Raw genomic sequence first — 17,428 nt, 5'->3', positions numbered from 1 at the left:
TGAAAAAACTTAACGCACTTTTAACTGGCGCGGAATCACTTCCACACCGGCGCGGTAACGTCCTGCCGTGGCATTCAGGGCGAGTTCCAGTGCACTGTCGGCAATGTCTTCGAACTGCTGGGGCAGAGAATGAATCCGCATCGGCAGAAAATCCAGCAGGCGGTGATCACCAAAGGTCGCCAGCTGAGTGGTTTTCATGAGCTCCGGGTGAGACAGCAAGCAGTCCAGCATGCCTTCAAACAGGGTGTAAGAGGTGATCAGAATGCTGTCGGGGACGGCATCTTCCTGAATCCACTGTTGTAACAGGCGCTGTCCTTCTTCCGGACTGAAGTGCTCGCCATACAGGGTTTTCGCCGAGAGCGCTGTGTTGCCCAGATCCCGGATGGCGGCTTTGAACCCCAGCTCACGTTGCTGAGAAATGCCCAGTTCGGGCACGGCGCCGATCAGACCGATGGATTGAGTGTGTGGTTGAATCAGTTGTTTGGTCAGTGCATAAGCACCGTCGTGATCTTCGCTGATCACGCAGGCAAAGAACTCATCATCCAGTCCCCGGTCAATGGCGATCACCGGCACGCCGGCAGTCTGTATCTCGCGATAGAAGGGATGGTCAGCAGGCAGGCTGCTGGCAACGATCAGCGCATCAATCCGGCGGGCGACTAACGTCTGGGCCACTTTCATTTCTGTCTCCGGTTCATCATCGGAGCAGCTGATCATCAGCTGATAGCCAGCTTTACGGGCATCTCTTTCGAGCAGCTTTGCCAATTTGGCATAACTGCTGTTTTCCAGATCCGGAATGATCAGGCCCAGAGAACGGGAGCTGCCTGCCCGAAGGGCACTGGCGGCGTGATCCGGCCTGAAATTGTGTTCTTCGACTACAGCCATCACTTTCTGCTGGGTTTTCTCGCTGATCCGGTACTGACTGGCTTTACCATTGATCACGTAGCTTGCCGTGGTCTTGGAAACCCCCGCCAGCCGGGCAATTTCATCTAGCTTCATCTTGTGTATTTACTCGAAAAATCAGGGAAAGTGTGGTTTGGATCATAGATTGAAACCGGCTCGAAAGTCCATTGTTTGCAATTCTTGCTGAATCGATCCAGCATGATAGCTGAAAGGTTTCAGCACTGTATTCAAGCTTATTCTATACTCACTGGTACATCGCTGAAACTTTTTATTTCCCGGCTTGCTGAATCGTTTCAGCTTCCGGTGGATTCAAGCGAAGCACTCAGTAAATCCGGTCAACAGAGCCGGTCAGCAAACGAGGGGAGTGAACCGATGTTGTCACTAACGCGACAAGACATTGCGCTGAATCAGTCAGCCAATGATAAAACCGCTGCAATTTCTGCCCTGGCGGGCGAACTGACCCGACAGGGGCTGGTGGCCGAAGGCTATGTCAAAGGTATGCTGGCCCGTGAAGCCCAGAATTCCACATTTCTGGGCAGCGGCATTGCGATTCCTCATGGCACAACCGATACCCGTGATCTGGTCAATCAGACCGGAGTGAAAATCCACCATTTCCCTCAGGGGGTCGATTGGGGAGACGGTAACATTGTGTATCTGGCGATTGGGATTGCGGCGAAGTCTGATGAACATCTCGGCATTCTGAAGCAACTGACCAAGGTGCTGTCGGCCGATGGGGTTGCTGAACAAATTCAGCAGTGCAGCAGTGAAGATGCCCTGATTGCCTTGCTGAATGGCGAAACTCAGCTTGAAGCGGATTTTGATGCCGGGTTGATTGCGCTGAATTTTCCGGCGACTGATTTACTTCAGCTGACAGCGGTCGCAGCAGGTTTGATTAAAAATCGCCAGGCCGCGGGCCATGGATTCGTGGCTGATGTGATTGCCAGTGACCCGTCGTATCTGGGGCAGGGTTTGTGGCTGGCAAAAAGCAGTCAGGATGTTTCGCGCACCACATTGTCATTTGTGACGCCGTCACAAGATGCAGCGCATCAGGACAAGCCAGTGAAAGGTCTGCTGATGATTGCTGCTGGAAACGGCACTTATCAAAAGCCGCTGAAGCTGATTTCGAAATGGCTGTATCAGCAGCAGCTGCAAGTCTTGTTTGAAACCGAAGCTGCGAAACTGCCTTCCCTCCTGATTGAATCTGAAGTCAATGAATCCGGGGTTCAGGCGGGTGAGGATGCAAATTCCGCGGTGTATCAAATTCGCAACGCGCATGGTCTGCATGCCCGTCCGGGTGCCATGCTGGTGAGCGTCGCCAAGAAATTTGAGTCGGCGATACAGGTTCGCAATCTTCAGGGGGACGGGGCTGCTGTGAACGCGAAAAGCCTGATGAAAGTGATTGCGCTGGGCGTGAAACACGGTCATGAGCTGGAGTTCACTGCAGACGGTGCGGATGCAACTCAGGCGCTGAACGCGATTGGTGATGCTATTGCGGCGGGGCTGGGTGAAGGCAAATAAGAGAGGGCAAATCAATGAACATCCAGACAACAAATATCGCAGCGAAGCCCAAAGTCGTGGCCGTGAATTTGAATCCGGCGCTGGATTTAACCGGCAACCTTGCTTTGCTGGAGCCGGGCACAGTCAATCTGATCGCGCAAAGCTCTCTGCATCCGGCCGGAAAGGGGGTCAATGTGGCCCGGGTTCTGGCTGAACTTGGCGCCGCAGTAACCGTGACGGGACTATTGGGCACGGAGAATCAGGATCCCTTCTGTGAGCTTTTTGCTCAGTTTGGCATTGAAGATGCTTTTGTCCGCGTACAGGGTTCAAGCCGGATCAACGTCAAGCTGGTTGAAGCCAGCGGTCGTGTCAGTGACATCAATTTTCCGGGTGTCGTGGTGACAGAAGATGATGTTGCGTCCATGGGGCAAAAACTGTTCGAACTGGCTGAGCAGCACGAGGTATTCGTGATTGCCGGAAGCCTGCCGGTTGGTTTGAGTCCGGAGACCTGTGCGCAATGGATTAAAGGACTGAAATCAAAGGAAAAAAAAGTATTTTTTGACAGCAGTAATGACGCGCTGAAAGCAGGCGTCCTTGCTTCCCCCTGGCTGGTGAAACCCAATGATGAAGAGTTGTCTGCGCTTTGCGGAAAAGCGCTGGAAACCCCGTCTCAGTTACAGGCCGCTGCAGAAATCATTCACCGGCAGGATATCCGCAATGTTGTGGTGTCCCTGGGTGCAGACGGGGTGATGTGGCTGGATGAATTGGGCTGGTTGCAGTCGCAGCCGCCAAAAATGACGGTCGTCAGTACAGTCGGTGCGGGGGATACCCTGGTGGCTGGTTTGTGCTGGGGAGAACTCAATCGCTGGAATAAACAAGAAACACTGAAGTTTGCAACGGCTCTGTCTGCGCTGGCAGTCACCCAGATTGGGGTGGGCGTACCGGATGCGGCTGTGCTGCAGCAAACGCTGGAAAGTGTTCGGATTTTTAACGAGCAGCCTGTTGGCCAAAACGTGAACGTTGAATGACAAAGGTGACGACATGAAGATAGCAATACTGACCGCTTGCCCAAGCGGGATCGCAAACACAGTGATTGCGGCGGGACTGATGGAACAAGCCGCAAAAGACCTGAACTGGCAGGCAGAGATTGAGTGTCTGTCCAGTATCCTTCCGGTACAGGCATTGTCTGATGCAATGGTTGCGCAGGCCGATGCTGTGGTGGTGGTTGCCGATTGCCCGGTCGATCTGAACCGGTTTGTGGGTAAAAAACTGTACCAGGGCAGAATGGCCGCCTGTCTGGCCGATCCCAAAGGCTTTCTTGAACAGGCAGTTGCCAGTGCAACTGTGCTGGAAGAGGCACCTGTCGTCGCTTCAGCTGATACCGCGATTTCAGCGTCCGCCACACAACGGATTGTCGCCATTACGGCTTGTCCGACCGGTGTTGCGCATACGTTTATGGCTGCAGAAGCGCTGGAAGAAGAAGCCAAACGTCAGGGATATGACATCAAGGTTGAAACCCGTGGCTCCGTGGGTGCAAAAAATCAGCTGACTGAAGCGGATATTTCTGCAGCCGATCTGGTGATTATCGCCGCGGATATCGAGGTCGATCTGAATCGTTTTCAGGGCAAAAAATTATACAAAACCAGTACAGGGGCTGCGCTGAAGAAAACCCGGCATGAAATCGATCACGCATTTGCCTCGGCTGCTGTGTATCAGGGCAAAGCGTCTGGTTCATCATCGGAACAACCCGCGAAAGAAGAAAAAGCCGGACCCTATAAACACCTGATGACCGGGGTCTCCCATATGCTGCCGCTTGTGGTTGCCGGCGGTCTGGCAATCGCATTGTCGTTTGTCTTTGGTATCGAAGCATTTAAAGAAGAAGGCACACTGGCTGCAGCGCTGATGAAAATCGGTGGTGGTTCGGCCTTTGCCCTGATGATTCCGGTGCTGGCGGGTTATATTGCTTATTCGATTGCCGACCGTCCGGGTCTGGCACCGGGTCTGATTGGCGGTATGCTGGCCAGTTCGACCGGAGCTGGTTTTCTTGGCGGGATCGTTGCTGGTTTCCTGGCGGGTTACAGTGCCAAACTGGTGGCGGAACAGGTAAGTTTGCCGTCATCCATGGAAGCGTTAAAGCCGATTCTGATTATTCCGCTGATCGCCAGTCTGATCACTGGTCTGGTTATGATTTATATTGTCGGTGGTCCGGTTTCAGCGGCGATGACAGGTTTAACAGAATTTCTGAATAACATGGGATCTGCGAACGCGGTGCTGCTGGGAATTTTGCTGGGCTGCATGATGTGCTTTGATTTAGGCGGCCCGGTGAACAAAGCGGCGTACACTTTTGGTGTCGGCTTACTGGCATCGCAAACATATGGTCCGATGGCTGCGGTCATGGCTGCGGGCATGGTGCCTGCGCTGGGGATGGGACTGGCAACTTTTCTGGCGAAGCGCAAGTTCAGTCTGCCTGAACAGGAAGCGGGTAAAGCTTCATTTGTGCTGGGATTGTGCTTCATTTCAGAGGGTGCCATTCCGTTTGCAGCACGTGATCCGATGCGGGTGATTCCAAGCTGTATGGCTGGTGGTGCGCTGACAGGAGCATTATCGATGCTGTTTGGTGCAAAACTGATGGCGCCCCACGGCGGTCTGTTCGTCCTCTTTATCCCGAATGCGATCACACCTGTGCTGATGTACCTGGTTGCCATCGCAGCAGGGACGATTCTGACCGGCGTAACTTATGCTTTCCTGAAACGGGCGGAAGAAGCACAGTTAGCGACAGCATAAAGAAATCGGCAAACTAAACTACCTGTTGCTGCAAGATTTGAAAAGAAAAGAGCCCCGGGCATTGAATGCCCGGGGCTTGCCACCGCTGCCTACTGAATCTGTGGGCTTGATATGCTTGCGTTGCTATTCTGTTATCCCCAAATAAAACGCAATCCAGAACAGCTTTGCACACCAACCGCGTTATTTTGTGTAGGCTCTCCGTGCGATGAAACGTCGCCGGTCAGGCGAATGCGCAATGTTTCCCAATTATTATTATTCACTCAATGTCATCGGTGATGCATTGATGTTGTTGTATAGACTCTTGATACCCCCTGCGATGACTGCTTTGCGCTTTATTCTTGAACTGCATAGAGAATTTCATCATCACTGGTAATCAGCAGGTAGGCATCGCCGGGTTGTAAATCCGGTATGCCGCACAAATCCAGCTGCACGGGCTCAAGACCGGTTCCGGCTTCTCCTTTGGTCGCCGAAATTTCAAATTGATCATTACAGCTCGCCATCAAAATGGGTGATGAAACCTTGCCTGCCGTGACATTCGTTGCACCAGAAGCCGTCGCGGATTCATAGTCAATTTTAATATCTGTGTTCGAAAAGACCCTGAACCGGTATTGGTCGGCAGGGACGTCATCATGGTCCCGGCGGACGGATGTTACCTGAAAACTGTTGGTGGTTTCTCCGTTGAGCCAGACCACAGCCCACCAGTCTTCACCGCTGTTCAGCAGGGTATTGGTTTGTGCCGGTTCTTCATCAAGCCGGTATTTGCTGTCCCAGATTCCGATGCTGATATCCAGAGCAGAACTGCCGCCCCATTGATGGGTATACTCGCGATGGGACTCGTTACTGACCGGGCCAAGTTTCAGATTGGCTTGCGTGAACAGCTCCGCAATCGCGGAATCAGAACCATTTTTCACAAAAACATCAATCTGATCGCGCGCAGTATTCACAAATGTCAGTCTTGCCTGCTTATCCAGCTGGCTGCTGCTGCCGGTTGCATCATTGCCCGAACCGCCAGAACCACCACAAGCTGAAACTGTGAGCGCAATCCCCAGACTTAAAGTGAAACACCAAAATGGCTTCATCGTCTGCCACCTCTAATGGGATTAATTTATTCTTTTATTAGTAAGCATATTTCAACGAATGGCGCTTTTTTGAGGATTTCAGTGGTGTCAGAAAAGTTTTCATTAATTAGTTCAATTCTTGAGGTTTTTTGGCTCTCAAAGCTGAGACAAGCCCAAGCGGCAAGAGAAAAAGCAGATGTTTGGTGGGTGGATAGGGAATGGCGAACGAACAAAGAGAATCACGAAACCATAGTTGCAGTCTATGGCTTCGTTAATTTTATAACATTATCAATATAACTTTGTTAACACATGCGGCGTTTGAGACCGCTGATGTCCAGTAAGCGGGTTGAAATTTCTTCAACTGACAGCGAAGTGGTATTGAGATAGGGGATGGCTTCCCGGCGGAACATGGCTTCTACTTTAGCAAGCTCGCTCTCACATTGATCTTCACTGGCATACTGACTGTTGGCATACCGCTCATTACGAATGGTAACCAGACGTTCGGTATCAATGGTCAGGCCGTAGGTTTTGTAACGGTAAGGTTCGATTTCTTTCGGCAGTTTCAGGCTGTTCATGTCATCTGCAATGAAGGGATAGTTCACTGCCCGGATCCCGAACTGCATCGCGAGATAAAGACTGGTTGGTGTTTTACCGCAACGGGAAACACCCAGCAGAATAATATCTGCCTTTTCCAAGTTATTCAGAGAGATTCCATCGTCATGGGCGAGTGTATACTCGATCGCAGCAATCCGATCCTGGTAGCTTGCCGCATCGCGGCTGATACTGTGCGAACGACCCAGCATGGCATTCGGCATCATGTTCAGATCCTGGCTGAGCGGCTGTACCAGTGCGTCCAGCACATCGTAAAGTTTTGCCTGGCTTTGGTTGATGACCGCTTTGACGTCGGGCAGCACAATGGAAAAAAACACCAGCGGTTCAATGCCGGATTCCCGGTAGGCGGCATCAATTTTGTCTTTTACTTGCTGGGCGCGTTCAATCGTTTCTACAAAAGGGAGGGTCGTTTGACGAATCTCCAGATCGAATTGACCCAGTACAGCATGACCAAGTGTTTCAGAAGTAATCGCTGTGCCGTCAGAAACGTAAAATACATCACGAAAATCAGATTTGCGGCGCATAATAAGTTGAGTCCTTTAAATGATCCTGTAACGATTGGGGCTGACAAACAATTTATAACTATAACCCTACAGGGTAAGTGTTCTGCTGAGCAAGCTTTTGCCAGTAGTTTGTCTCGAACGGAATCTATTCTGAAGCAAGTTTTTTTTGAATGCTAAAGCAATCGTTTTCGTTGAGAGTTTGCCCACACAATACAGCTGATCCAATACAAGGAGACTTCCCGTGCAACAGAATGTTGTTTGGTATGACGCTTTATCGATGAATGATGTTGATAAAGTTGGTGGTAAGAACGCATCGCTGGGCGAAATGGTCGCTAACCTCGCGAATGCAGGCGTGAAAGTACCGAATGGTTACGCAACAACATCTTATGCATTCAACCAGTTCCTGGAAGCCAATCACCTGAATGATCGCATTTACGATCTGCTGGATACGCTGGATGTTGATGATGTGAATGCGCTGAAACAGGCGGGTGAAACGATTCGTAAATGGGTTTACGAAGCTCCGCTGCCAGCTGAACTGGAGCAGGAAATTCGCAAATGCTACGTGGAGTTGGGTGAAGGCGACGACATGCTGTCTGTTGCAGTTCGTTCTTCAGCAACTGCAGAAGATCTGCCGGATGCCTCTTTCGCCGGTCAGCAGGAAACTTTCCTCAACGTGCGCGGCATCGACTCTGTCATCGAAGCTGTGAAACACGTTTTTGCTTCTCTTTTCAACGACCGTGCTATTTCTTACCGCGTGCATCAGGGCTTTGACCATAAAGGTGTTGCACTGTCTGCCGGTATTCAGCGCATGGTGCGTTCTGACAAAGCGTCTTCTGGCGTCATGTTCACCCTGGATACCGAATCTGGTTTCGATCAGGTTGTCTTCATCACCTCATCTGTGGGTCTGGGTGAAATGGTCGTGCAGGGCGCAGTCAACCCGGACGAATTTTATGTGCACAAACCAACGCTGGTAGCCGGAAACCCTGCTGTTGTTCGCCGTACTCTCGGCTCGAAAATGCAGAAAATGATCTACGGCGAAGGCAAGGAACTGGGCACTCAGGTTGTGATTCAGGACACCACATCAGCTGAGCAAAACAGCTTCTCGCTGACTGACGACGAAATTGAATCACTGGCAAAACAAGCCATGATCATCGAAAAACACTACGGTCGTCCGATGGACATCGAGTGGGCGAAAGATGGGATCACGGGTGAGCTGCTGATCGTTCAGGCGCGTCCGGAAACTGTGCGTTCCCGTGATGACGCCAACGTGATGGAGCGCTTCCATCTGAACGGTCAGGGCAAGTCTCTGGTTGAAGGTCGTGCAATCGGCCAGCGCATCGGCACTGGTGTGGTTCGCGTGGTGAACGATCTGGACGAGATGGATCAGGTTCAGCCTGGCGATGTGCTGGTGGCAGACATGACCGACCCGGATTGGGAACCTGTGATGAAGAAAGCCGCTGCGATTGTGACCAACCGCGGTGGCCGTACCTGCCACGCTGCGATCATCGCGCGTGAGCTGGGTATTCCGGCGGTGGTGGGTTGTGGCAATGCAACGTCACTGTTGAAGGATGGCCAAACCGTCACCGTTTCTTGTGCACAGGGTGAAACCGGTTATATCTACGAAGGCGAACTGGATTTTGAAATCCGTCGTTCAGAAGTCGATAACCTGCCGGAACTGCCGCTGAAAGTGATGATGAACGTGGGTAACCCGGATCGTGCATTCGACTTTGCCTGTATTCCAAATGAAGGTGTTGGCCTGGCGCGTCTGGAATTCATCATCAACAAGATGATCGGTATTCACCCGAAAGCACTGCTGAATTACGATGCGCAGTCGGATGAGCTGAAAGCCGAAATTGACCGTCGTATTGCGGGCTACTCGGATCCGGTTGAGTTCTACATTCAGAAACTGACCGAAGGGATCTCAACGCTGGCTGCAGCATTCTGGCCGAAGCGCGTGATCGTTCGGATGTCAGATTTCAAATCGAACGAATACCGCAATCTGGTTGGCGGCTTGAATTTCGAACCGGTTGAAGAAAACCCGATGATTGGTTTCCGTGGTGCATCCCGTTACGTGTCGCCTCAGTTCCAGGACTGTTTTGCTCTGGAATGTGAAGCCATTAAACGTGTTCGCAACATCATGGGTCTGCGCAACGTCGAAATCATGATTCCGTTCGTACGCACCGTGAGCGAAGCGGCATCTGTGATTGACCTGCTGGCGAAATTCGACCTGCGTCGCGGCGAGAATGGCCTGAAAGTCATCATGATGTGCGAGCTGCCATCAAACGCAATTCTGGCGGAAGAGTTCCTGAAGTACTTCGATGGTTTCTCCATTGGTTCAAACGATATGACGCAGCTGACGCTGGGTCTGGACCGTGACTCCGGTGAAATCGCCCATATGTTTGATGAGCGCAACGAAGCGGTGAAAGCCATGCTGTCGATGGCCATTAAAGCAGCGCGTAAAGCCGGGAAGTACGTCGGCATCTGTGGTCAGGGCCCGTCCGACCATGACGATCTGGCTGACTGGCTGATGGAGCAGGGCATTGACTCTGTTTCCCTGAATCCGGATACCGTGGTTGAAACCTGGCTGCACTTGGGTAAGAAATAAGCACAAGTCAGCTAAGCTGAAATAAAGAATCAAAGCCCGCGCCAGTCGCGGGCTTTTTTGTCACTCAAGTCATCGTTGAATGCATGGTTTCTATGTGCATTGTTTCGATATACATCGTTCTATATGAATAGTTTCGATGCTTGTGATAACAGGCATCCTGAGCGTTCAATCTTTCATCATATTACTTTTACTTATCAATCACTTATCATTTCATCTTTCCCTCGATATCACACTTGTTGATTAAGCAATGTGATCCGCATGCATAGAGTAAAAACACTAGATTGATATGCAATCTGCTCAGTGAAACCCTATGTGCATCAGCAGGCGGATCTTGCTGATTTCATTCAATAATTGCATTTCGAGAGAGAAAGATGTTTAAAAAGAAATTATCCGTCGTCATGTTGGCATCACTGGGTCTGTTTGGTTGTGGCTCGGACAACGATAAAAAAGCGGTTGAAGAGAATGTGACTGAGGAAGTTGTTAAACCGGCAGGGTTGAATGTTCAGGTGGAGCTCTATAATCAAGTTCCGGAGTTGTTGACTGAACGTCAAGAGCTGGTGGTTGGGTTTGGTTTTGACATTGATAATTCAGGATTCATTGAAACGGAAAAAGATTTTACTATTACTGCTAAATTTACAAACGAAAAATCTAGCATAGAGTTTGGTATTGATCAGTATTCATCGATAAGAGAAAAGAAAGGTGATTCTTCTTCAAACTATGTTGTAGAACAACTGGGGACGGCAAAGTTAGAAACGATTGATGGTAAATCTGTTGTGAGCATCAATATTTTACCACAGCCAGTTTTAGCAACAGAGAAGGATAAAGAAACGGATGTTTTGATCGGTTCTAATAAAGATGATCGAGCCCTGAATGAATACCTGACGAGAGTAGCTGCAGCAAAACAAGCGCCAGCGATGAATGCAGGAGTAAGCTATAGAGATTATTCATCACGAGTAGGTTCTGAAGATTATCTCATCAATGGTGACGCAGTGGTACAGTTGAACTCTAACAGCATCTTTGATCCGAAAGATGATTATCAACAAGATGCTAATTACGCTGATATCGAGCGTTTTACTTTCAGTTTCGATTAATTTAAATTTGTGATTGTGAAAATAAGCCCGAAAATACGGGCTTATTTGCTTACAGGCTTATCATGCATAGGGTGTTTTAAAAGTCATCAAGGTCATGAGGTAGCATGGCTGGACTTTAACTGTAAAAAATTTTGCATAGAGCAAGGCATCAGAGTTGTGTGAATATTCATCACTTTATATTTATTATCAATAATTTATCTTCAAAACCTCTCATCAGTATCACACTTGTTGTCTAAGCGGTGTGATCCTTATGCATAGAGTTAAAGCTCTAGATTGATATGCAATCTGCTCAGTGAAACCCTATGTGCATCAACAGGTGGATCCTGCTGATTTCATTTAATAATTGCATTTCGAGAGAGAAAGATGTTTAAAAAGAAATTATCCGTCGTCATGTTGGCATCGCTGGGCTTATTTGGTTGTGACTGGAATGACAGTGATAAAAAAGCGGTTGAAGAATCCGTGAAAGAAAGTGTGACTGAGGAAGTGGTTAAGCCGGAAGGGATTAATGTTCAGGTTGAATTTTATAATGAAGTTCCTGAGTTTTTGAATGATCAGCAAGTATTTTTAGTTGAAGTTGCATTTGAGATCGAAAATCCTTTGAAGTTGACACAGACTGATGACTTTATTGTTTCAGCTGTTTTCACTAATGGGAAAGCTAATATAAATTATGATGCCTATAAATCTGCAATCAAAGAAAAAAGTTCGACTTCTTCTTATATATGTTGTTGAGGAATTAGGAACTGCTAAATTGGAATCGATCAATGGAAAGACTGTTGTTAATTTTAATATCTTACCTAAACCAATTTTGGCGAATCATTCTGATAAAGAAACAGATATTTTGGTCGGTTCAGATAAAGATGATCCAATTCTTATTAAGTACTTGACTAAGATGGCTAAAGCAAAAACAGCTTCAACATTTGATATTCGCTCTATATATACAGATAAAAATGTTAGGTCGGAAGATTATTTGAGTGATGGCGAAGATATTTTAGTACAATTGTCATCTGATACATTCTCCGATTCAAAAGATGATTATACAGGTGATATCAATTACGTTGACATTGAGCGAGTAACAATCAGCTTTGACTAATAGTGATTCATGATTTTTATAAGTAAGCCCGCAAGTGCGGGCTTATTAACCATTGAAAATAAAAAGTACCTTCATTCAATTATTTTATGTCACCCCTCCTCAACCACATCCACCACGGCTTTATCCTTCCGCCGGGTCAACGCAATCCCGGCCACCAAAACTGAAAACCCGAGACAGACCCAAACCGGGAGTTGTGGAGAAATCACCACAGTACTCGCCAGCAGAGAGGCCAGACCATAACCCAGGGTATGTGACATCGAAATCAAACCGGCGATTTTACCTGATTGATCCGGGTTGGTCTGGGTTGCCATGGAGGTGTAGGCGGGTACCAGTAAGGCTGCGCCAATAGCCGAGGCGACCATAGCGATGGTAAAGATCCAGAATGAGGTGTTGAGGAAAAGCACAAACCCGATCAGCAAGGCAATACCGCCCAAACGATACATCGATTCGATGTCCAGCTTTTTCTTTTTGATCACCAGCACCTGTGTCAGCAGGGTAAATGCGGCGCTCAACGTCAGTAATAAACCAATGGCCTGACTGATCTCATCTGTGGTCCATGCGGTAATTGAACCAATCAGGGGCGACAGACTGTATTGCAGTAATGCCACAACGGCGCAGAGCAGTAATCCTGTCAGGAGAAACGGCACTAGGGTGAGGTCAGGCAATTTGCGGGTTTTCTGTTGCGTTGTTGTCTGATCTGTTTTCGGAGTGAAAGCTGGTTTCGGCAGCCAGCAGGCACCAAGTAAAGCAATGACCGGAAATGCGACCATTAGCATCAGCGGGGCGTAGGTATGAAGTTTCAGAGCGCCCATTGCCAGTAGCGGGCCAACCAAACGGCCTGTGCTCAACCCGATACTGACTGACGTAATGGCCTGCAGGCGATTCTGGCTGCCGCAGAGTAAAATTGCCCAGTGCTGACTGGCGGGCACCATACCAGCCACGGTACAACCATAAATGATACGGGCAACGACAAGCCCGGCAAGCCACAGATAAGTCTGTTCACTGAATTCGTTGCTGAGGGCAGTGAAGACCAGCAGCAACAGGAAGCTGACCGCCATCCCAGCCAGTGCCTGAAGAACAACGGTTTTTGGCCCGTTCCGGTCACTGAAACTGCCCCAGAACGGCGCAGCGGGCAGAAAGAGGAAACTGCCGATTGCAATCACGATCGACCAGGTGGGTAAGCCAAATGCTGAGTGTTCAACGAGAAAGGGGAGTGAAACAAGCAGGCCGTTTTGCCCGATGCCCATCAAGGCTGCGATGAGTCCGATCAGTGTCAGATGAAGTCGATGTGGCGTACGGCTGGCATCGTGGGTCATGGTCCCTTCCTGGCTGGAAAATCAGAGATTTATGAAACAAAAGAGAACTATTCGTGTTCTCACTAAAAGAAGTGACGGGTATCCTACATCGAAATAATGATTGTGAAAACTATTATCATTCACAGTAGGCTGTGGTACAGTTCGTGCACTTTGTTGTGCAACACATTACCGCATTCATGTACCAACTCATTGATGTCGCCTTTGATGTGGAAGGGAAAAGGATTCTCCATCCCACTTCACTGATGTTCGAAACCGGAAAAGTCACGACTTTGCTTGGCCATAACGGCTGCGGCAAGTCCACCCTGATGAAGCTGCTCAGCCGACAGAATGTGCCTGCGTCCGGTCAGGTTTTGCTGAATGATCAGCCGGTTCATCAACTCGACAGTAAAGCTTTCGCGCTCAATGTGGCTTATCTGCCACAACATCCGCCGATCACCGATGGCGTGACTGTCCGGGAGCTCGTTTGTTTCGGTCGTTATCCCTGGAAGGGCGCTTTTGGCCGCTACAGCCGGGAAGATTATGACCTGGTGGATGAGGCCATTGATCGGGTCGGTCTGACCCCATTTGCCGATCGCTTTGTGGCGACACTCTCTGGCGGTGAGCGACAAAGAGCCTGGGTCGCGATGCTGCTTGCTCAGCAGAGCCAGTGTATTTTGCTGGACGAACCGACTTCAGCACTGGATGTGGCGCATCAGTATGAACTGCTGCATTTGATCCGAGAACTGAATGAAAGTTTAGGGCTGACGGTCATTATGGTGCTGCATGACGTCAACATGGCGGCCAAATTCAGTGATCATCTGATTGCCTTGCATTCAGGTAAGGTGATTGCACAAGGCACACCAGAATCCATGATGACTCCAGAGGTCCTCAAAAATATTTATGGTATGGAACTGGCGTTGTTCGCTCATCCGCAAACGGGTCAGCCAATCAGCTACATTCCATAACAACAAGTACAGGGAAAGATTGTGAAGAAACTGATCGCATTTCTTTTGGCCGCACTGGCCTTGCCGGGTCAGGCAATGATAGTGAAGCATGAGCTGGGCGAAACGGAACTGACAGAAACCCCGAAGAAAGTGGTCGCGCTGGACTGGGCACTCACAGAAACCGTGTTGAGCCTGGGGGTAACGCCGGAAGGGGTTGCGGACGAGGACGGATATCGTACCTGGGTTGGCGAGCCCAAGCTTCCTGAATCTGCGGTGAATGTCGGCTCCCGCCGGGAGCCGAATCTTGAATTGCTGGCGGAAATGAAGCCGGATCTGATTCTGATCAGTAAACACATGGGCCCGGTTTATCAGCAGCTCAGCGCCATTGCGCCAACCCTGGTGTATTCCATTTACAGCGAGAGCAAGACACCAATGGCAAATGCGGTGTCGGTGACCGAGCAGTTAGGTCAGGTGCTGAATCAGGAAGCTCAAGCGAAAGCCGTGATTGAAGCAACGACAGCGCGCCTGAAACAAAATGGTGAAAAAGTGCTGGCATCTGCTACTGGACGGAATCCCTTGATGTTTGTGCGTTTTATTAACGATAAAACGTTGCGCATTCATAGTGAAGGCTCTCTGGCTCAGGACACGATCGCTGCCATGGGGCTGAAAAATGACTGGCGTGAACCGACCAACTTATGGGGCTTCACGACGGCAGGCATTGAAAAAATGGCGGAACACCAGTCCAGTAACGTGATGATCTTTGGCCCGCTAAAGGCCGAAGAACGCCAGAAACTGACGACTTCACCCCTCTGGCAGGCGATGGCTTTTACCCGTTCGGATTCAGTTTATGAATTACCGGCTATCTGGACCTTTGGCGGCCTGATTTCCGCTCAGCGTTTCAGCGATCATATTACCCAGCAACTGATACAGAACTAATGCAGTCCCAAGTTTCATCAATCAATCCTTTCGCACGATCGGGCCAGACAGCCCGGTCGTTTTTCATTTTTGCAATCCTGATTGCCGTCGTGGGTTCTCTGATCAATTGGACGGTTCCCTATGCGCAGGGGCTGCCGCTGCTCTGGCAGACCTTGTTCCACTATGATCCGGCGAATTATCAGCATCTGATTGTGCATCTGACTTATCTGCCGCGTCTGACTGTGGCGATTCTCTGTGGTTTTTCTCTGGCGATTGCGGGGGCTGTGATGCAGTTCGTTCTGCGCAACCCAATCGCATCGCCCACCACACTGGGGGTGGCTTCCGGTGCTGAACTGGGGATGGTGCTGGGGATATTGCTGTTACCAGCGTCTGTCTCGGTGTCGTCTTTCGTTCCTGCATTTCTGGGGGGTGCTTTTGCAACGGCACTTGTGTTTCTGCTCTCGGCAAAACGCGGGTTTGCTCCGGTACATATGGTGCTGGCGGGCATGGTCATCAGCCTGTTCTTCGGTTCCATCAATACGATGTTGCTGCTGTTGCATGAGCAGAAGCTGTCTTCAGTTTTTGTCTGGGGGGCGGGAACATTGAATCAGAATGGCTGGGCAACCGTTCAGGCATTACTACCGATGACGCTGATACCGCTGGCCGTTTTGCTGTTGTTGCAGCGCCCGCTTGCATCTTTGCAGCTTGGTGAGGGCGTTGCCAAATCGCTGGGCGTGAATGTGAAACAAATCAAGGTGCTTTGCCTCGGGTTGGCTATCTTCATGACAGCCAGTGTGGTGAGTGAAGTCGGATTGATTGGTTTTGTCGGGATTGTTGCGCCGGCGATTGCCCGCATGATGGGGACACGCAAGTTGTACCGGCATCTGCTGAACAGCGGGCTGGTTGGTGCATTGATGCTGTTGTTTGCCGATTTACTGATCCAGCCATTTTCCGGCGTTGGCGGGGAAATGCTGCCGACCGGGGCGATGACGGCGCTGATTGGCGCGCCTTTTTTACTCTGGCTCTTGAGGCGAAAGACCCTGCAATCAGAGCTGCGTGCCCGGGAAGAAGGCGTACCGCATTATCATCATCGTAACTTCAGAAAAACGGTTTGGCCTTTAACTGTGGTCGTGCTGGTTTGTTTCGTCCTGGCGGTGACGGTGGGTCAAAGTCAGCAGGGCTGGGCTTTTTCGCTGTCTGTGCATATCTGGGAATACCGTTTTCCCCGGGTGCTGGTCGCTCTGCTTGCCGGGATTGGGCTGGCACTGGCCGGAACGATGATTCAGCGTGTTACAACCAATCCGATGGCCAGCCCGGAAGTCTTGGGGATCAGCTCAGGTGCGGCGCTGGCATTAGTGATTGGCGCATTGCTGGGTGTTTCCGTAGAGCGCCATGAGCAGGTGTTGCTGGGGACGGCAGGTGCCATGCTTGCGACCGGGGTGATCTGGCTGATGGGCAAGAAACATCAGTTTGCACCGACACAGACCTTGCTGACGGGAATCGCACTTAGTGCGGGTCTGGATGCCTTTTTGCGGATAGCGATGTCTTCAGGACAGGACAACGTCCGGGCGCTGTTGACCTGGCTTTCTGGTTCCACATATCTGGTGTCAGTGCAGGATGTGGGGCTGTTGGCCGTCGGTGTCGGGATCTTGTTGATTGTGACCCTGTCACTCAGTCGGTGGATTGATCTGATTGGGTTAGGTGAAGTCAGTGCCACCAGTGTCGGTTTGGATTGCAGGCGGGTCCGACAAGCCCTGTTGCTGTTGGTTGCAGCCCTGACGACCCTCTGCACAATTGTGATTGGTCCGCTGAGCTTCGTCGGCTTGCTTGCGCCACATATGGCGCGCACGCTGAATCAGTACTCAGCACGCAGGCAGTTGATCGTCGCATCACTGCTTGGCGGGTGCCTGATGGTGATTGCGGACTGGATTGGACGAAACCTCTGGTTTCCGTGGCAATTTCCCGCAGGATTGTTAGCGTCTGTCATCGGCGGCGGTTATTTCCTGTATCTGATGAGAAAGTAACCGGCAGGCCATATCTGCGCATAAATTTTTCAGCCAGCGATTTTGTCGCTGGCTTTTTTTTATGCAATGTAACGGAATCACACCACTGACTTACATCAAATATTCACTAT

Annotated in this window: 14 protein-coding genes; 10 read left to right on the top strand and 4 right to left on the bottom strand. The window is 50.2% G+C overall.

All coding sequences use genetic code 11. The features are described from left to right. Positions 1-9 precede the first annotated feature (9 nt). On the bottom strand, positions 10-996 hold the full coding sequence (cra, locus tag SPK40_RS04425; protein ID WP_248140104.1) for a catabolite repressor/activator: 987 nt from the start codon (positions 994-996) through the stop codon (positions 10-12). Positions 997-1,272: 276 nt separating this feature from the next. Between cra and fruB the strand changes: the two genes are divergently transcribed. From fruB to fruA, 3 genes are read left to right on the top strand one after another with little or no spacing between them, the layout of a single operon-like run. Then, the gene (fruB, locus tag SPK40_RS04420; RefSeq protein WP_330959562.1) at positions 1,273-2,418 is read left to right on the top strand and encodes a fused PTS fructose transporter subunit IIA/HPr protein; all 1,146 of its coding nucleotides are present in this window, start codon (positions 1,273-1,275) and stop codon (positions 2,416-2,418) included. Between the two features lie 14 nt (positions 2,419-2,432). Continuing rightward, on the top strand, positions 2,433-3,425 hold the full coding sequence (gene pfkB, locus SPK40_RS04415; protein ID WP_330959561.1) for a 1-phosphofructokinase: 993 nt from the start codon (positions 2,433-2,435) through the stop codon (positions 3,423-3,425). 13 nt (positions 3,426-3,438) lie between these two features. Next, the gene (gene fruA, locus SPK40_RS04410; protein WP_330959560.1) at positions 3,439-5,181 is read left to right on the top strand and encodes a PTS fructose transporter subunit IIBC; all 1,743 of its coding nucleotides are present in this window, start codon (positions 3,439-3,441) and stop codon (positions 5,179-5,181) included. A 332-nt stretch (positions 5,182-5,513) separates the two neighbouring features. On the opposite strand, the gene SPK40_RS04405 is transcribed toward fruA, so the two are convergent. Further along, complete coding sequence (locus SPK40_RS04405) at positions 5,514-6,260, bottom strand: hypothetical protein (protein WP_248140112.1); 747 nt, start codon at positions 6,258-6,260, stop codon at positions 5,514-5,516. A gap of 281 nt (positions 6,261-6,541) precedes the next feature. Continuing rightward, a complete protein-coding gene (gene ppsR, locus SPK40_RS04400; RefSeq protein WP_330959559.1) occupies positions 6,542-7,375 on the bottom strand; it encodes a posphoenolpyruvate synthetase regulatory kinase/phosphorylase PpsR in 834 nt (277 codons plus the stop codon). A 220-nt stretch (positions 7,376-7,595) separates the two neighbouring features. On the opposite strand from ppsR, the gene ppsA reads away from it, so the two are divergent. The 4 genes from ppsA (at position 7,596) to SPK40_RS04380 (ending at position 12,140) form a co-directional block, all read left to right on the top strand. After that, positions 7,596-9,959 carry a phosphoenolpyruvate synthase gene (gene ppsA / locus SPK40_RS04395; RefSeq protein WP_330959558.1) on the top strand — a complete coding sequence of 788 codons (2,364 nt, stop codon included), beginning with the start codon at positions 7,596-7,598 and terminating at the stop codon, positions 9,957-9,959. Between the two features lie 371 nt (positions 9,960-10,330). Then, positions 10,331-11,050: a hypothetical protein gene (locus SPK40_RS04390; RefSeq protein WP_330959557.1), complete on the top strand. Its 720-nt coding sequence runs from the start codon at positions 10,331-10,333 to the stop codon at positions 11,048-11,050. Positions 11,051-11,413: 363 nt separating this feature from the next. Further along, positions 11,414-11,779, top strand: coding sequence for a hypothetical protein (locus tag SPK40_RS04385; RefSeq protein WP_330959556.1), 366 nt, complete (start codon positions 11,414-11,416; stop codon positions 11,777-11,779). Positions 11,780-11,798: 19 nt separating this feature from the next. Further along, positions 11,799-12,140, top strand: a complete 342-nt coding sequence (locus tag SPK40_RS04380) for a hypothetical protein (protein ID WP_330959555.1) — start codon at positions 11,799-11,801, stop codon at positions 12,138-12,140. Positions 12,141-12,229: 89 nt separating this feature from the next. On the opposite strand, the gene SPK40_RS04375 is transcribed toward SPK40_RS04380, so the two are convergent. Next, positions 12,230-13,456: an MFS transporter gene (locus SPK40_RS04375; protein ID WP_330959554.1), complete on the bottom strand. Its 1,227-nt coding sequence runs from the start codon at positions 13,454-13,456 to the stop codon at positions 12,230-12,232. A 176-nt stretch (positions 13,457-13,632) separates the two neighbouring features. Between SPK40_RS04375 and SPK40_RS04370 the strand changes: the two genes are divergently transcribed. The 3 genes from SPK40_RS04370 to fhuB are packed head-to-tail and all read left to right on the top strand — an operon-like array spanning position 13,633 to position 17,318. Next, complete coding sequence (locus SPK40_RS04370; RefSeq protein ID WP_330959857.1) at positions 13,633-14,400, top strand: ABC transporter ATP-binding protein; 768 nt, start codon at positions 13,633-13,635, stop codon at positions 14,398-14,400. 21 nt (positions 14,401-14,421) lie between these two features. Beyond that, positions 14,422-15,315, top strand: a complete 894-nt coding sequence (locus SPK40_RS04365; RefSeq protein WP_330959553.1) for an ABC transporter substrate-binding protein — start codon at positions 14,422-14,424, stop codon at positions 15,313-15,315. Beyond that, positions 15,315-17,318 carry a Fe(3+)-hydroxamate ABC transporter permease FhuB gene (fhuB, locus tag SPK40_RS04360; protein ID WP_330959552.1) on the top strand — a complete coding sequence of 668 codons (2,004 nt, stop codon included), beginning with the start codon at positions 15,315-15,317 and terminating at the stop codon, positions 17,316-17,318. Before SPK40_RS04365 ends, fhuB begins: the two co-directional genes overlap by 1 nt. Positions 17,319-17,428 lie beyond the last annotated feature (110 nt).

It is taken from the genome of Photobacterium sp. 53610, from assembly GCF_036409375.1.
In the GTDB taxonomy this organism is placed as follows: Bacteria; Pseudomonadota; Gammaproteobacteria; order Enterobacterales; family Vibrionaceae; genus Photobacterium.
Note: the sequence above shows the minus strand (reverse complement) of the source record. Positions and strands in the feature narration are given on the sequence as shown.

Bases quoted from the DNA above. Each gene is read 5' to 3' on its own strand.
- fhuB (WP_330959552.1), top strand. From the start codon at position 15,315: ATGCAGTCCCAAGTTTCATCAATCAATCCTTTCGCACGATCGGGCCAG.
- SPK40_RS04390 (WP_330959557.1), top strand. From the start codon at position 10,331: ATGTTTAAAAAGAAATTATCCGTCGTCATGTTGGCATCACTGGGTCTG.
- pfkB (WP_330959561.1), top strand. From the start codon at position 2,433: ATGAACATCCAGACAACAAATATCGCAGCGAAGCCCAAAGTCGTGGCC.
- SPK40_RS04375 (WP_330959554.1), bottom strand. From the start codon at position 13,456: ATGACCCACGATGCCAGCCGTACGCCACATCGACTTCATCTGACACTG.
- SPK40_RS04370 (WP_330959857.1), top strand. From the start codon at position 13,633: ATGTACCAACTCATTGATGTCGCCTTTGATGTGGAAGGGAAAAGGATT.
- SPK40_RS04385 (WP_330959556.1), top strand. From the start codon at position 11,414: ATGTTTAAAAAGAAATTATCCGTCGTCATGTTGGCATCGCTGGGCTTA.
- cra (WP_248140104.1), bottom strand. From the start codon at position 996: ATGAAGCTAGATGAAATTGCCCGGCTGGCGGGGGTTTCCAAGACCACG.
- ppsR (WP_330959559.1), bottom strand. From the start codon at position 7,375: ATGCGCCGCAAATCTGATTTTCGTGATGTATTTTACGTTTCTGACGGC.
- fruA (WP_330959560.1), top strand. From the start codon at position 3,439: ATGAAGATAGCAATACTGACCGCTTGCCCAAGCGGGATCGCAAACACA.
- SPK40_RS04405 (WP_248140112.1), bottom strand. From the start codon at position 6,260: ATGAAGCCATTTTGGTGTTTCACTTTAAGTCTGGGGATTGCGCTCACA.
- fruB (WP_330959562.1), top strand. From the start codon at position 1,273: ATGTTGTCACTAACGCGACAAGACATTGCGCTGAATCAGTCAGCCAAT.